Raw genomic sequence first — 15612 nt, forward strand, 5'->3', positions numbered from 1 at the left:
GCCCTGGGAGAGGGTGGTCCGCGATGATCGGCTGGCTTCCGATGGCACAGATACCGTCCGGACGGCCGGCGGGTCCAGGCAACCGTACGCAACCCGCGTCCTACCGGCGGGACCAGGCCTTCCTGATCGCCCTGTGGCAGATCCTCGTCTCCATGGGCACCCCGTTCGTGCCGCCGCCGGTCGACTTCGACGACGAGCTCGACGACCCGTACGACTCCGAACGCCCCGCCGGCTCCGGCGGCTCCGCCGGCTCCGGCGGCTCCGGGCGGAGTGACGCGCGATGAGCGAGGACACCGAGGCCAGGCTGGTGGAGGCGCTGCGCGAGTCGCTCAAGGAGATCGAGCGGCTGCGCGGGAGGAGCCGCGGCGGTGACGACCCGGTCGCGATCGTGGGCATCGGCTGCCGCTTCCCCGGGGGCGCCGTCTCGCCGGCCGCACTGTGGGACGTGGTCGCCGAGGGCCGCGACGTGATCTCGGGCTTTCCCTCCGACCGGGGCTGGGACCTGGACGGCCTCTACGATCCCGATCCGGACCGCCCCGGTACGACGTACGTGCGCGACGGCGGATTCGTGGCCGGTGCGGCGGACTTCGACGCCGACTTCTTCGGGATCACCCCCGGCGAGGCCGTCGCGATGGACCCGCAGCAGCGCCTGGTGCTCGAAGTGGCCTGGGAGGCGCTGGAGAACGCGGGCATCGACCCGCACTCCCTCGCCGGCAGCGCGACCGGGGTGTTCGTCGGCCACATGGCGCAGGAGTACGGGCAGGGCATCGAGGAGGCCGGGGCCGAGGGCTACCGGCTGACCGGCACGGCGGGCAGCCTCGTCTCCGGCCGCCTGTCCTACACGCTGGGCCTGGAGGGTCCGGCCGTCACCCTCGACACGGCGTGCTCGTCGTCGCTGGTCGCGGTGCACCTGGCGTGCGGTTCGCTGCGGTCCGGCGAGTCCGACCTGGTGCTGGCCGGCGGCGCGACGGTCATGGCGACGCCCCGGGGCTTCGTGGACATGGCCCGGCAGCACGGTCTCGCGCCGGACGGCCGGTGCAAGTCCTTCGCCGCCGCGGCGGACGGCACCGGGTGGGCCGAGGGCGTCGGCGTGCTGGTGCTGGAGCGGTTGTCCGACGCGCGTGCGCACGGGCACGAGGTGCTGGCGCTGGTACGCGGCAGCGCGGTGAACCAGGACGGCGCCTCCAACGGCCTGACCGCGCCCAACGGCCCGTCCCAGCAGCGGGTGATCCAGGCCGCGCTCGCCGACGCCGGGCTGTCCGGGAGGGACGTCGACGTGGTGGAGGCGCACGGCACCGGGACGGTGCTGGGCGACCCGATCGAGGCGCAGGCGGTGCTGGCGACGTACGGGCAGGGCCGGCCCGCGGACCGGCCGGTGTGGCTGGGGTCGCTGAAGTCGAACATCGGCCACACCCAGGCCGCCGCGGGTGTCGCGGGGATGATCAAGATGGTCGAGGCGATGCGTCGGGGCGTGGTGCCCGTGACCCTGCACGTCGACGCTCCGAGCCCGCACGTCGACTGGTCGTCCGGCCGGGTGGCGCTGGCGACCGGGCCGCGGAGCTGGCCGGAGACCGGGCGGCCGCGCCGCGCGGCGGTGTCCGCCTTCGGCATCGCCGGGACCAACGCCCACGTCGTCGTCGAGCAGGCGCCGCCGGCGGCCGGCGTGCCCCGCCGGCCGATGCCCGCGGTGCCGTGGGTGCTCTCGGCGCGGAGCCCGGCCGCGCTGGCAGCACAGGCCGCCCGGCTGCTCGCGCTGGTCGAGGGGGCGGACGTCGACCCGGCAGACGTCGGGTTCACCCTGCTGTCCCGGGCCCGGTTCGCGCACCGGGCCGTCGTGCTCGGCACGGACCTGGACGAACTGCTGGCGGGTTTGCGCACGTTGGCCCGCACGCCCGAGCCGGGGACCGTGATCGGGCGGACCGCGCTGCGCGGCCTGGCCGAGCGGTTCGCGGCCGGTGGCGCGGTCGACTGGGCGGCCGTCTTCACCGGGTCGGGCGCGCGGCGGGTCGACCTGCCCACGTATCCCTTCGCCCGGCAGCGGTTCTGGCCGGCGCCGGCGGGGGCCGCGGTGCGAGCGGCGGCCTCCCCCGCTGCCCCGCCCTCCCCCGCCGCCACGGAGCGCGCGGGCGACAGCGTCGCCACGGTACGCATCGCCGTCGGCGACATCCTCACCGAATACGGCTCCCTCGACCTCGACGACGACATCTTCGCGCACGGACTGAACTCGCTGTCGGCCGTGGAACTGCGGGGCCGGCTGCAGGCACTGGCCGACGTGCGGATCAGCCTGACGGACATCTTCGACAACCCGACCATCCGCTCGCTGGCCAAGTTCTTGGACGAGCGCTGACAGTCCCGGAGGCTCCGATGCCCATCGATCCCGTTGCCGCTCTCAACTTCGACCAGTTCGTGCCGCCCACGACGGTCAACCGGCGGTCCCCCCGCGAGGTGTTCGTCACCGACCACACGCGGACCGGCCCCGACGAGTTCGCGATCGCCGTGCGGGTGGCGCACGACCACCCCCTGTGGTCCGACCAGCGGGCGCCCTGGCACGACCCGGTGGCCATGACCGAGGCATTCCGGCAGGCCTTCGTGGTGGTCCGGCACGAATACCTCGACGTCCAGCGAGGCACCCCGTCGGCCGTACAGCAGGTGACGCTGGACGTGTCGGAGTTGGACGCCTTCCGGGCCGACGGCAGCACGCCGCTGCAAGGCGTCGTCAAGGTCCGTGTCACGCAGACCGACAGCACCTTCGACATCGCGGGCGACTTCCTGGTCGGCGGGGCGCGGGCCATGTCGCTCTCGTTCGGCAGCATCCTCTTCCCCCGCGAGTCCTACCGCGAGATCCGGGACTACCAGCGGTCCCGGCGCGCGCTGGACGCGGGCAGCGCGCCCGACGCCAAGCCGATCGACCCCGAGCTGGTCGGGCGGCGCGACCGCGGCAACGTGGTGATCGGGCCCGCCGTGCGGCCCGACCGGTATCCGCTGCTGGTGGACCGGACGCACCCGTCGTTCTTCGACCGCGACTACGACCACATCCCCGCGTCGCTGCTCATCGAGGCCATGCGGCAGTCCGCGCTGCGCAGCGCGGCGGAGGCGGGCCTGTGCGCGGGTGACGCGGCCCTGACCCGGGCCGAGTTGGACTTCGGCATCTTCGTGGAGATCGACGTGCCGGCCGAATGCGCGGTGTCGGTGACCGGACGGCCCGGCACGGTGGCCGCGTCGATCGGCATCGACCAGGCCGGCGTCCGCGTCGCCAGCGGAACGTTGGAACTGACCGAGCTGCACGCGTGACCGGACCGGCGAGGAGGGTGGATGCCATGGGCGAACGACGCGAGGTCGCGCTGGTCTTTCCCGGCCAGGGCGGACAACAGCCGCGGATGGGCGCCGACTTGTACGGCGCCGAGGCGGCTTTCACCGCCGTGATGGACGACTTCTTCACCGCCGCGGGCACCGAGGGGAAGCGGCTGCGCGACGACTGGCTGGCCGAGGATCCGGGCCCGGAGTTCGACGACTGCAGCCGGGCGCAGCCGCTGCTCTTCGCCGTCGGCGCGGCCCTGGCCTTCGCGGTGATCGCGCGGGGCCTGCGGCCCACGGTCCTGGTCGGGCACAGCGTCGGCGAACTGGCCGCGGCCGCCGTCGCCGGGGTTTTCAGTGTCGCCGACGGCAGCCGGGTGATGGCGGCGCGGACCTCCGCGATGGCGGCGACGGAGCCGGGCGGGATGCTCGCGGTGGCCGCCGGCGTCGACCGCGTCCGCGAGGTGCTCGGCGACCTCGCCGGGCGCGGCCTGGCGGTCGCGGCCGTCAACAGCCCTCTGCAGACGGTGCTCTCCGGCGCGACGGCGCCGTTGCTCGCCGCCGAGCGGGCCCTGACGGCCGAGGTGGTCGCGTGCCGCCCGGTGAAGGCGAGGCAGGCCTTCCACAGCCCGCTGTGCGCCGGCGCGGCGGCCCGGTTCCGCGAACAGCTGCACCACATCCGGCTGCGCCCGCCGGCCATCACGATCCGCTCGACCTCCACCGCCCGCGATGTGACGGACGCGGAGTCGGTCACCCCGGAGTTCTGGTCGGCGCAACTGACCAGGCCGGTGCTGTTCTGGCCGGCGGTGGACGGGCTGCTGGGCTCCGGCAGCCGCGTCTTCCTCGAAGCGGGTCCGAAGGGCAGTTGCGCGGCGGCGCTGCGGCTGCATCCCGCGGTCCAGTCCGGCGCGAGCACGGTGTTCCCGCTGCTGCCCGCGGCGCCGGGGGCCGCGGGGGCAGGGCGCCGCGTCTTCGAGGAGTCCGTCGCCGCGGCACTGGCGGTGGCCGGCTGACCGGACCCCGCACCCGCGCCTGATTCAGCGGTCGGCGGCCGAGCCGCCGATGCCGAGACGGTGACGGCCGTCGTCGGGGTGGACCGCGAATTGCGGCCGGCGCGGGTGCCGGGAGGCCGTGCGTTCGATGACCAGCAGGGCCGCGTCGTCGGAGAGCCGCTCGCCCGCGTGCTCCAGCAGGTCGCGGTGGACCCGGCGCAGCAGCGCCTCGGGGCCGGCGGCGGGGAAGGAGGCGACCCGGTCGGCGAGCGGGTACATGCCCCCGGTCGGCGAGCGGGCCTCGATGACGCCGTCGGTGTAGAGCAGCAGCAGGTCGCCGGCCTCGAAGGTGAACGGGTCGATGCGGCTGCCGCGCTCCGACGACAGGCCGCACAGGCCCAGCGGTGGCGCGGGGGTGCGCGGGTGCAGGGCGGTGACCTCGCCACCGTGCACCAGCAGGGGCGGCGGGTGGCCGCGGTTGATCATCTGCGCCTGCTCGTCCCCGTCGGGGATGTCGAGGAGCAGGGCGGTCACGAAGTGCTCCCCCGGGTCGCGTACGGTGTCGGCGACCTCTTCCAGGTCCCGGCAGACGCTGTCCTCGACGGCACCGACGAGTTCGGGCAGTGCCTCGTACCGGGGGGCGCCCTCGCGGAAGGCGCCCATCACCATCGACGCCTCGCCGATGGAGGCCAGGCCGTGGCCGCGGACGTCCCCGATGATCACCCGGGTGCGGCGGCGGCCGGCCCGTACGACGGCGAAGAGGTCCCCGCCGATCTGGGTCTCGTCCTCGGCCGCCAGATATCTCCAGGCCACCGCGAGGGGCCCGACCCGGCGGGGTGGCGGACGCAGCAGGACGCGCTGCGCCGTCTCGGCCACCGAGCGGACCCGGCTCAGCTCGCGCTCCCGCCGCACCCGCACGGAGGAGATGAAGACCACCAGAGCCGACAGCACGGCCAGGGCGACGAGCTGCGCCATGTGGTTGGTCGTGCTCAGACCGCCGTGGAAGACCGAGATGATCAGCAGGGCCAACTCCGCCAGCCCCCCGACCAGGGCGGTCAGCCGCGGCCCGGCGAAGGACGCGGTGAGGGTGGGCGCGATGACCAGCAGCGGTCCCAGATGGACACTCGTCCCGAGCCAGACGTCCGTCACGCTGATCGCCACGATCAGTGCGAGCGCGATCGCCAGCAGGCCGCGCCCGGTTCGCTCCTCCAGGACACGGTCCACCGGTAGCCGGCGCCGACCCATGGCAGGCTTCTGCCCCCTTTGCCGGAGATACATGCATTTTCCCTGGCGTGTCGGGAGGCGACGGTCGGCACACCGTCCGCGACCGGGGCGTACGCCCACCGCGCCCCCCGGCGCAGGAACTGACGCCCCATAGACTCCGCTGTCATGCGCATAGCCCGTAGACCCCTGTACAGCTCCGCCGTGGCCGTCGTCCTGGCCGCCGCGCTCCTCGCCACCGTGACCGCCTGCTCGTCCGGCGACGGCGGGTCGAAACCCTTGAAGGCACTGCGGCACCTGCCGGCCGACGCCAACGCCTCGAAGCAGGTGACGTACGTCGACAACGTACGGATACGGAAGCTGAGCGCCGCCGACCCGAAGCGCTTCGCGACCATCGCGCAGCTCACCAGCCCGCTGCTGAGCGGCTACCGAGGCGGGCCGTGGGGGCAGACCCTCAAGGAGTCCCAGATCGACACCGCCGTCGACACCGCCGCGGCGGGCCACTGGGACGGCTCCTTCGACGCGGCGGCCGTCACCGCGTCCCTGAAGAAGAGCGGCTACACGTCGACCGAGCGGGACGGCGGGCAGGTCTGGAAGCCCGCGGGCTCCGGCCCGGCATTCGCCGTCTCCGACGACGAGATCCGCTACGCCACGGACGCCGCCCGCTTCTCCGCGGCCGACCCCGGAGACAGCGCCTCCCTGGCCGGCAAGGAGGAATACCGGCTCGTCGCGGGCTGCCTCGGCGACGTCTACCGCGCCGACTTCAACGCCCTCTCCACCACCGAACCGGTCCGCCTGTCCGCCCTCGGCCAGCAGGCCGACGACTCCGGCAAGAACACCGAGACCCTGTGCGCGGCGGTCAAGGACCAGGCCACCGCCGACCGCCTGGCGGCCAAGCTCCGCTCGGTCGTCAAGGACAGGTCCCCGCGCTTCGACGGCACGACGGTGACCGTCACCAAGGGGGACCACCCCGTGGTCAGCGCCACCGTCCCCGACACCGCCGCCCAACGCCCGGGCCGGCTCCTCCTGACCGACTTCCAGCTGTGGACGGCGGTCGGCGAGCTGTGACGCGGCCCCCGCCGCACCGGTAGGCCGCGCCGGTAGGACCCGGCGCGCGCCCGGAGACGTCTCCGCCGACGGCCCCGCGCCCGATGCCGGCGCCGGGCGGATCCAGGTCCGCGCCGACTCCGGCGGCCCGGCGGTGCACGGCACCCGGCCTCGCGGCCGCCCGCGGCGCGGCGGGGCTCGTGATGCGGGACCATCCCGGCTGCGCGACGCTGGGAGTCGGGCTGCGCCGCGCCGGGTGGATTCCGGCCCGCTCCCGATTTCCCGACCGATACCGCCGATGCGCTCGCGATCGTGAGGAAAACAGCCATGCCTTTCATCACCGCGAAGGACGGAACCAAGATCTTCTACAAGGACTGGGGGTCGGGTCGGCCGGTCGTGTTCAGCCACGGCTGGCCGCTGACCGCCGACGCGTGGGACCCGCAGGCGAAGCTGGTCGCGGACAACGGTTTCCGCGCGATCGCGCACGACCGGCGAGGCGGCGGCCGGTCCGGGCAGCCGTGGGACGGGAACGACCTCGACACGTACGCCGAGGACCTGGCGTCGCTGATCGAGGCACTCGACCTACGGGACGTCGTCCTGGTGGGGCACTCGACCGGTGGCGGCGAGGTGACCCGCTACGTCGGCAGGCACGGCACCGACCGGGTGGCCAAGGTCGTGCTGCTCGGTGCGATCCCGCCGCTGATGCTGAAGACGGCGGAGAATCCCGAGGGCCTGCCGATCGAGGTCTTCGACGAGATCCGCGACGGGGTCGCCACCGACCGCTCGCAGTTCTACCAGGACCTCAGCGCGGCCTTCTTCGGTGCCAACCGGGACGGCTCGACGGTGACGCAGGGCACCCGTGACGCGTTCTGGCTGTGGTCCATGACCGTGGGGATCAAGGGCGCGTACGACTGCGTCAAGGCCTTCTCCGAGACCGACCTGACCGAGGACCTCAAGCGGTTCGACGTCCCCACGCTCATCGTCCACGGCGACGACGACCAGATCGTGCCCATCGTGGCGGCGGGCGAGAAGTCGTCGAAACTGGTCAAGGACGCCACCTTCAAGGTCTACGAGGGCGCCCCGCACGGCCTGTCGATGGTCCCGAAGTTCGCCGACCGGTTCAACACCGACCTGCTGGCCTTCCTCCGCGGCTGACGGCGCGGCCGCTCCCCACCACCACCACGTCCCGTCCGCGGTTCGCGTCCGCACCTCCCGGGTCCGCGACGGCTCACCGCATAGCGTAAGCGTACAAACCGGTACGTAACGCGACAGCGGGAGCGACTGAGCGTGGATCGCAAGTGGTGGACTCTGATCGCGGTGTCGGTGGCGACCTTCATGCTGCTGCTCGACATCACGGTGGTCAACGTGGCGCTGCCGTCGATCCGGAAGGATCTGAACGCCAGCTTCACGGACCTGCAATGGGTGCTCGACGCCTACGCGTTGACGCTCGCCGCACTGGTGCTGACCGCCGGTTCGCTGGCCGACCGGCTGGGGCGGCGCAGGATCTTCTCCTGGGGGCTGGTGATCTTCTCGCTGGCTTCGCTGCTGTGCGCGCTGTCGCCGAACCCGACGTTCCTGAACATCGCGCGGGCCGTGCAGGGAGTCGGCGGCGCCGCGATGTTCGCGGTGTCGCTGGCACTGGTGGCGCAGGAATTCCCCGCGGGCAGGGAGCGGGGGGTGGCGATGGGGTGGTACGGGGCGACGATCGGCGTGGCGGTGGCGCTCGGACCGCTGGTCGGCGGGGCCCTGACGGACGGGCTGGGCTGGGAGTCGATCTTCTACCTGAACGTGCCGATCGGCGTGGTGACGCTGATCGTGACCTTCACCCGGCTGCGCGAGAGCCGCGATCCGCACGCGACACGGGTCGACTGGGCGGGCGTGGCGGCCTTCAGCGCGTCGCTCTTCCTGCTGGTGCTGGCCTTGGTGCGGGGCAACGACGAGGGGTGGACCAGCACGCTGATCCTGTCGCTGCTCTCGGCGTCCGCGGCGCTGATGGCCGTCTTCGTGTGGATCGAGCTGCGGGTGCCCGAGCCGATGCTTCCCATGCGGCTCTTCCGGCGGCACGCCTTCACCGGCGTGCAGCTGGCGGCGTTCGGGGTGTCGAGCTCGCTCTTCGCGCTGTTCCTCTACCTCACGCTGTACATGCAGAACTATCTCGGGCTCACCCCCTTCGGGACCGGCCTGCGCTATCTGCCGGTCACCGCGGTGAGCTTCCTCGCCTCGCCGATCGCCGGACTCCTGCTATCGCGGGTGCCGGCCCGGGTGATGCTCGGCGCGGGCCTCGCGGCGATCGGCCTCGGCCTGTACCTCATGGGCGGTGTCGCCCCGGGCGACGAGTGGACGACGCTGCTGCCCGGGTTCGTGATCGCGGGCGCGGGGGTGGGGCTGATCAACCCGGTGATCGCGGACGTGGCCGTGAGCGTGGTGCCGAAGCAGCAGAGCGGCATGGCGGCCGGTATCAACGACACCTTCCGGCAGGTCGGGATCTCCGTGGGCATCGCCGTGTGGGGGGCGATCTTCGTGGCCCGGGGCGCGAGAGAGGTCCGCGAGCTGGCGGCGGGGACCCCCGCGGCCGGCGGCGGCCACCCGCACGAGCTGGTCGAGGCCGCGTCGTCGGGGAATCTGGACATGGTGCTCGCCGCCTTTCCCCCGCGGTCCAGGCAGGCGGTCGCGACCGCCGCCCGCGACGGCTTCCTCGCCGGGTTCAACGAGGTGCTCTACTACGGCTCGCTGGTCTGCTTCGCCGCCGCGGTGCTGGCCGTGTGGCTGGTCAGGGAGCACCAGATCGAGCGCTGAGCACTGCCCTGCGGTGAAGTCGCCGGGTGGAACGGCTGCGGGGAGGCGGTCATAGAATCGCCGGGTGACGGCTGAAGACGACGCGTTCACGGCACTGACCGTGCTGAGCGATCCCGTACGGCGGAAGCTCTACCGGCATGTCGCCGCCTCCGTGGAGGAGGTGGGGCGGGACGCCGCCGCCGAGGCGGTCGGGATCTCCCGGTCGCTGGCGGCTTTCCATCTGGACAAGCTGGTCGCGGCCGGGCTGCTGGCCGTGTCCTTCCGGCGCCTGTCGGAGCGCACCGGCCCGGGCGCCGGGCGGCCGGCGAAGATGTACCGGCCGGCCGACGGCGAGCACACGGTCTCGCTGCCGCCTCGCTCCTACGACACCGTGGGCCGCCTGCTGGCGGGGGTGGTGGAGAAGGCCGGTCTCGACAGGGAGCTGCAGGCCGCGGCGAAGGCCGCAGGCGCCGCGGACCAGGACGCGGCGGCCGGCGACCTGGTCGAGGTGCTCCGCTCCCGCGGCTATCTGCCGTACTGGGACGGCGGGACGCTGCGACTGAAGAACTGCCCCTTCCATGCCCTCGCGGACGACTTCCGCGCGCTGATCTGCGGGATGAACCTGGCGCTGATCGAGGGCATGGCTCCCGAGGGGTGGTCGGCGGAGGTCGAGCCGTGCCCGGGCGGGTGCTGCGTGGCCCTCCGATCTAAAACAAATTTTCATTGGCTATAGAGATCGGGCCTTGCCATGCTGACCCCATGACTGGCTTTCACCTCGCACAGGTCAACGTGGGCCGCAGCGTCGCTCCCCTGGGCGGCCCCGAGTTGGCCGACTTCGTCGCACAACTACCCGAGATCAACGCGCTGGCCGACCGTGCGCCCGGATTCGTCTGGCGCATGGTCGACGACGGCGGCGAGGACTCGACCGCCCTGCGGCCGGACGGGGATGACGACCTGCTCCTGATCAACTGCTCGACCTGGGAGTCGGTCGAAGCCCTCAAGGACTTCGCCTACCACACGGACCACCTGCGCGTGCTGAGCCGCCGCAGGGAGTGGTTCCAGCCCCTGGGCGGCCCCCACCAGGCACTGTGGTGGGTCCCCGCCGGCCACCGCCCGAGCGTCGCGGAGGCGATGGGGCGGATCGCGATACTGCGCGAGCGGGGTTCAGGTCCGCAGGCCTTCACCTTCCGCGACCCGCACTCGGCACCGGTCGCGGCGACGTAGGCCGTATTCACGGGGGTCGGGGCGTCACGGGGTCGGGGCGTCGCGGGCTCACGGGGTCGGGGCGTCGGCGGGTCTGCCTCCCCAGGCGGTGAGCATGCCGGCCGACAGCGCGGCGCACGCGTCGGAGTCGAGATACCGGACCGCCGCGTCGACGGCCGCTCCGTCGACCAGCCCGGTGGCGAGCATCGCGGCCCTGCTGCGCTCCCAGGTGTCGACCCAGAAGCGGCTGATGGGCGAGCCCGGCAGCAGCGGCGGCACATGGATCTCGGCGGCCACCGACACCAGTCCCGCCCCGCGCAGCAGCTGCGGATACGACGGCACCCAGGAGACGTCGGTGCCGATGGTCGCCCGCAGCCCCTGCCACATCGCCCGTATCACCGCGGTGTACGGAGTCTCCGGCGTCCGGTCGCTGGTCAGGTCGACGGCGTCGCTGAGCACCAGCACACCGCCGGGCGCGACGAGGTCGGCCAGCGCCGCGATGAGGTCGTCGCGCTCGGGCAGGTGCATCAGCACGAAGCGCGCGTGGACGAGCCGGAAACGCCCCGGGACCGCGCCCGGGGCGGTGATGTCGGCCTCCAGCACGTCCAGCCCGGGCGCGGGCCGCTCGGCGAGGAAACGCACGTCGCGGTCCACGGCGAGCACGCTCGCCACCCCGGCCTCGTCCAGCAGCCGGCGGGAGACCGTACCCGTACCGGCACCCACGTCGAGGCAGTGCCACCCCGGGCCGGCCCCGAGTGCCCGCAGCCGCGCCATGGTGATGTCGTCGTAGGCGAGGGCGCCGAAGTCGATCCGCTCGCCCTCGCCCGCCTGCCCGGGACGGAAGACGGCCTGGCCGTAGCGGCTGCCCCGCGGCGCGTCACCGGCTGAGGCGGCGCTCACCTCGCCACCGGCGGGACGCCGGGCCCCAGCGGCCGGTACGGCGGGTGGTCGGGCATGTTCATCCGGACCTCTTCACGCGGTGGGGCGGCGGCCCGGAAGAGCCGCCGCCCCAAGATCCTCCGCGCGGCCGCCGGCACGGCCCAGGCGCGCCGCCCGGCTCAGCGCACGTCGCCCATGAGGGCGACCACCTTGCGCCGGTACATCCAGATCGCGTAGCCCGCGACACAGGCCAGAATTCCCTCGAAGGCCACCACGTTGGTGCCGTTCAGGTCGACGCCGGCCAGCGACAGCAGACTCGTCGTGCAGTCGCCCGCGGTGACCGCGAGGAACCAGACGCCCATCATCTGGCTGCCGTACTTCCCTGGCGCCATCTTCGTGGTCACCGACAGGCCGACCGGGGACAGGGCCAGCTCGCCGACGGTCTGGATCATGTAGATCGACACCAGCCACATCGGGCTGACCCGCGTACCGTCCGAGGCCATCGCCATCGGCACCACGAAGACCAGGAAGGAGGCGCCGATGAGGAACAGGCCCATGGCGAACTTCACCGTCGTGCTCGGCTCCCGGTTCCTGCGCGCCAGCCACACCCACACCCAGGCCAGGACCGGCGCCAGCGCCATGATCCACAGCGGGTTCACCGACTGGTACCAGGAGGAGGGGAAGCCGAAGCCGAACAGCGTGCCGCGGGTCTTCGTGTCACCGAAGATCGACATCGTCGATCCGCCCTGGTCGTAGATCATCCAGAACACGGCGGCGGCCACGAAGAACCAGATGTAGCCGCTCATCTTGGACTGCTCGGTCGCCGACAGCTCCCTGTCGCGCTTGATGCGCACCAGGACGCCGACCGGAATGACCAGGCCGACCACGGTGATCGGCACCAGCGCCCAGTTGAGCGTGTAGACGCCCGTGGCGATCAGCACGGCGTACGCGGCGGCCGCGGCGACCAGCCACGCCATGCTCTTGCGCAGGGTCGCGTTGCGCTCGGTCCGGCTCAGGGGCTTCGGGACGACGCTGCTGCGCTCGCTCAGGTGGCGGGTGCCCAGCAGGAACTGGACCAGGCCGAGGGCCATGCCCACCGCGGCCAGCGCGAAGCCCAGGTGCCAGCTGTAGTTCTGGCCGACGGTGCCGATGACCAGCGGCGCGGCGAAGGCGCCGATGTTGATGCCCATGTAGAAGACCGTGAAGCCGCCGTCGCGGCGCGGGTCCTCGGGGCCGTCGTAGAGGTGCCCGACCATCGTCGAGATGTTGGCCTTGAGCAGCCCGGAACCGACCGCGACCAGCACCAGGCCGGCGAAGAACGGGCCCTCGCCGGGGATCGCCAGCGTCAGGTGCCCGGCCATGATGATCGCCGTGGAGACCACGACGGTCTTGCGGGGCCCCCAGACGCGGTCGCCGAACCAGCCGCCCGGCATCGCCAGCAGGTAGACCATCGCCATGTAGATCGAGTAGATCGCGGTGGCCGTGGCCGCCGTCATGGCCAGGCCGCCGCCCTGCGAGCCCTTGTCGGCCGCCGGGCCGCCGGCGATCAGGTAGAGCGGCAGCAGCGCGCGCATGCCGTAGAAGCTGAAGCGCTCCCACATCTCGGTCATGAAGAGCGTGGCCAGGCCACGGGGGTGGCCGAAGAAGCTCTTCGCACCGCCCGGAGCAGCGGGACTGCTCTGCCGGGCGGCGTCCTTTGTCAGGCTGGACGCCATGGGTCGGTCCTCGTTCGCTCGGGACGCGCAGCAAAGATGCACGCCCGGGTGGGGGGTCGATCACTGCTGATGCTGATGCTGGTGTGCGCCAGCCCCGTATCCGCAGTCGCTTTGGCCGTATCCGTCCACAAAAGAGCCCGGAATGCCAGTACGGGAGATTAATAACTTTATGGCGTCGCACGATGTGGTATATGGCGGATTGAGACTCGCCTCACATTTACCGCAGCGGGGTGTGACCTGCGCGAAGGTCGGGGCGGAGGGTGGGCGCGGCGGGCGGGCGGGATTCGCGGCGCGGCGGGCGGGGGCATGCCGGATTCGCGGCGCGGGGTGGGCCGGAGCAGGCCGGATTCGCGGCGATCGGCGGCGGTGGCGGAGGTCCGGGCCGCGGAAGGCCCGTGGCGGGGCGGCGGCGGGAGCTAGAGTCCGCTCATGTCGCCTTCCTCCGCCGCCCCCGCGCCGTCCCCCACCTCACCGGACTCCTCCCGCGATTCGCTGGCGGGCGCGGGCTGGGACGACCGGACGCCGGGCACCTACCGGGAGTTGATGCCCCCGCGGGTGTCGAACCTGTCATGGCTGAATCCCGCGACGCTGTGGAAGGCGCGCAACGGCCCGCTCGCCTCGCTGCTCGGCGACCCGACCGGGTCGCAGCGGCAGCAGTGGGTGCGGGGGCAGGTGGAGCGCGGCGCCGCCGGCGAGGACATGCTCATCGAGCGTGACGACCCGGACACCTTCTCCTTCCTGCTGCTCGGCGACACCGGTGAGGGCGACGCCCCCCAGTACGCCGTCGTGCCCGGCCTGCTGAAGGCCGGCGCCGGCACCCGTTACGCGGTGCTGTGCAGCGACGTGCTCTACCCGGTGGGCAGCGCCAACGAGTACGGCACGAAATTCTTCCGGCCCTACCGCGACTACGACGCGCCGATCTACCCCATCCCCGGCAACCACGACTGGTACGACGGTCTGACCGGCTTCATGCGGGTCTTCTGCGACGCCCCGGCCCTCCCGGGCCCGTCCCGCCCGCGTACCGGGTCGGCCGGATGGCTGCGGTCCCTGCTGTGGCGCGCACCCGAGGCACCCGACGAGGCCCGCCTGGCCCAGGCCCGGCAGCTGCGGGACAAGCCGGAGCAGGCGGGCCGGCCCCCGGGGCCGTACTGGGCCATGGACACCGGCCCGCTGCGGATCATCGGGATCGACACCGGGCTGCTCGGCACCATCGACCGCGAGCAGGGCGAGTGGCTGGCCCGGGTCGCGCGCGGCCCGCGGCCGAAGATCCTCGTCACCGGTTCGCCCCTCTACGTCGACGGTGAGCACCACCCCTGCGCCATCGACGGCGGCGGCACCGTCGACGACATCGTCCGCGACCCGGACAACCACTTCGTCGCGGCGATAGGCGGCGACATCCACAACTACCAGCACTACCCGGTCGACGTGGACGGCCGCCGTATCGAATACGTCGTCTCCGGCGGCGGCGGGGCCTTCATGCACGCCACCCACACCATCCCCGCGGTCACGGTCGGCGGCGTCACCGAGGACCGCTTCCGGTGCTACCCCCTGCGCGCGGACTCGCTCGCCTTCTACAGCCGCCTGTACGGCCGCCGGCTCCACCTGCGGCGGCTGTTCGACCTGTCCCCGGACCAGGCCGCCGCGGTGATCGCCGACCGTCTCGGCGTCGCGCCCACCCGCCCCTCGACCGCCCGGGTGACCCTGCGCACCCGCTTCGTGGCCGCCGTGCTCGGCGTGGCCACCCCCTCCGGCCACCGGCAACTCCTGCGGCTGCCGGTCCGGCGCGTACTGACCCGCGTCCTGTCACCGGGCTCGGCGACGTACAGCCCGCCCTTCTTCAAGAACTTCCTGCGGCTCGACGTCACCCCGTCCGCGGTCCGCGTCCGCTGCTTCGCCGCGACCGGCTTGCGGGAGCACGAGATCGACCCGCCCGTCGAGGACGATTTCACGATCGCGCTGCCCCCGCTCCCGGAGTGATCACCGGTCCGGATGAACGAGACAGAACCGCGGCCCGGCGGAGGTCGCGTAGCCGGCCGCGCACAGCTCGCGCAGGACGGAGGCCGCCCGTCCGAGCGGCACGGGAACCACCATCGTGCCGTACGTGGTCACGGCCTCCCTTCCTGGGACGCGGTGACCCTACGTGGCGGCCGAACCGCGCCGCAAAGTCCCGCCCGCGCGGTGCGCGGCAGCGTGGGTGTCCGGTGGCGCCGCGGCGACCGACGCCCGTGAGCCCGGTGGGCTGCTCCGGGTGCGGCTGCGCCGCGGAGCACCCCCTCGGGCGATCGGGTCGAATTCTCGACGAGGGGGCCTGCGTTGGCGGGTCGGTCACGGAGTCCGGTTCCTGGTGCGCACGGGATCAAACCCCCGGCGCCGGACGGCGGACGCCGGTTTCTTCACGGCGTGATTCATGGCGTGAAAGAAGTCGTCGGACTCCTTGACACCGCGTCACGCGTGGGCGAATCTCATGTGCGCCTGAGAGCGCTCTC

At 72.8% G+C, this 15612-nt stretch carries 13 protein-coding genes and 1 pseudogene; 10 read left to right on the top strand and 4 right to left on the bottom strand.

Annotation, left to right across the window (positions count from 1 at the left end; genetic code table 11):
• Nucleotides 1–23: 23 nt before the first annotated feature.
• The 4 genes and pseudogenes from BUE44_RS37605 to BUE44_RS25440 all read left to right on the top strand — a co-directional run bounded on the left by BUE44_RS37605 (nt 24) and on the right by BUE44_RS25440 (nt 4307).
• Nucleotides 24–284 carry a hypothetical protein gene (locus BUE44_RS37605; RefSeq protein WP_073501319.1) on the top strand — a complete coding sequence of 87 codons (261 nt, stop codon included), beginning with the start codon at nt 24–26 and terminating at the stop codon, nt 282–284.
• Nucleotides 281–2323: pseudogene (locus tag BUE44_RS25430) on the top strand (beta-ketoacyl synthase N-terminal-like domain-containing protein); the annotation flags it as partial. The gene BUE44_RS37605 and the pseudogene BUE44_RS25430, both read left to right, overlap by 4 nt.
• Nucleotides 2324–2364: 41 nt before the next feature.
• The gene (locus BUE44_RS25435; RefSeq protein ID WP_073501321.1) at nt 2365–3291 is read left to right on the top strand and encodes an AfsA-related hotdog domain-containing protein; all 927 of its coding nucleotides are present in this window, start codon (nt 2365–2367) and stop codon (nt 3289–3291) included.
• A gap of 26 nt (nt 3292–3317) precedes the next feature.
• Nucleotides 3318–4307, top strand: a complete 990-nt coding sequence (locus BUE44_RS25440; protein WP_073501322.1) for an acyltransferase domain-containing protein — start codon at nt 3318–3320, stop codon at nt 4305–4307.
• Between the two features lie 24 nt (nt 4308–4331).
• Here the strand turns inward: BUE44_RS25440 and BUE44_RS25445 are convergent, their stop codons facing one another.
• Complete coding sequence (locus BUE44_RS25445; protein WP_073501323.1) at nt 4332–5531, bottom strand: PP2C family protein-serine/threonine phosphatase; 1200 nt, start codon at nt 5529–5531, stop codon at nt 4332–4334.
• A gap of 144 nt (nt 5532–5675) precedes the next feature.
• Here BUE44_RS25445 and BUE44_RS25450 point away from each other — a divergent pair, with 144 nt between their 5' ends.
• From BUE44_RS25450 to BUE44_RS25470, 5 genes are all read left to right on the top strand, one after another.
• A complete protein-coding gene (locus BUE44_RS25450) occupies nt 5676–6575 on the top strand; it encodes a hypothetical protein (RefSeq protein ID WP_073501324.1) in 900 nt (299 codons plus the stop codon).
• A gap of 306 nt (nt 6576–6881) precedes the next feature.
• Nucleotides 6882–7709 (top strand): alpha/beta fold hydrolase, encoded by an 828-nt coding sequence (locus tag BUE44_RS25455; protein WP_073501325.1) that lies wholly within the window; start codon nt 6882–6884, stop codon nt 7707–7709.
• A gap of 132 nt (nt 7710–7841) precedes the next feature.
• Complete coding sequence (locus tag BUE44_RS25460) at nt 7842–9350, top strand: MFS transporter (protein WP_200804518.1); 1509 nt, start codon at nt 7842–7844, stop codon at nt 9348–9350.
• A gap of 64 nt (nt 9351–9414) precedes the next feature.
• Nucleotides 9415–10062 carry a helix-turn-helix transcriptional regulator gene (locus tag BUE44_RS25465; RefSeq protein ID WP_073501327.1) on the top strand — a complete coding sequence of 216 codons (648 nt, stop codon included), beginning with the start codon at nt 9415–9417 and terminating at the stop codon, nt 10060–10062.
• 26 nt (nt 10063–10088) lie between these two features.
• On the top strand, nt 10089–10553 hold the full coding sequence (locus BUE44_RS25470) for a DUF3291 domain-containing protein (RefSeq protein WP_073501328.1): 465 nt from the start codon (nt 10089–10091) through the stop codon (nt 10551–10553).
• A gap of 48 nt (nt 10554–10601) precedes the next feature.
• Here the strand turns inward: BUE44_RS25470 and BUE44_RS25475 are convergent, their stop codons facing one another.
• Nucleotides 10602–11432 (bottom strand): class I SAM-dependent methyltransferase, encoded by an 831-nt coding sequence (locus BUE44_RS25475; RefSeq protein WP_073501329.1) that lies wholly within the window; start codon nt 11430–11432, stop codon nt 10602–10604.
• A gap of 158 nt (nt 11433–11590) precedes the next feature.
• Nucleotides 11591–13126, bottom strand: coding sequence for a peptide MFS transporter (locus BUE44_RS25480; protein WP_073501330.1), 1536 nt, complete (start codon nt 13124–13126; stop codon nt 11591–11593).
• A gap of 429 nt (nt 13127–13555) precedes the next feature.
• Between BUE44_RS25480 and BUE44_RS25485 the strand changes: the two genes are divergently transcribed.
• A complete protein-coding gene (locus BUE44_RS25485) occupies nt 13556–15103 on the top strand; it encodes a metallophosphoesterase family protein (RefSeq protein ID WP_073501331.1) in 1548 nt (515 codons plus the stop codon).
• Here BUE44_RS25485 and BUE44_RS39365 read toward each other — a convergent pair whose 3' ends face one another.
• Complete coding sequence (locus BUE44_RS39365; RefSeq protein ID WP_265737178.1) at nt 15104–15235, bottom strand: hypothetical protein; 132 nt, start codon at nt 15233–15235, stop codon at nt 15104–15106.
• Nucleotides 15236–15612: the final 377 nt, after the last annotated feature.

Source organism: Actinacidiphila paucisporea, assembly GCF_900142575.1.
Lineage (GTDB): Bacteria > Actinomycetota > Actinomycetes > Streptomycetales > Streptomycetaceae > Actinacidiphila > Actinacidiphila paucisporea.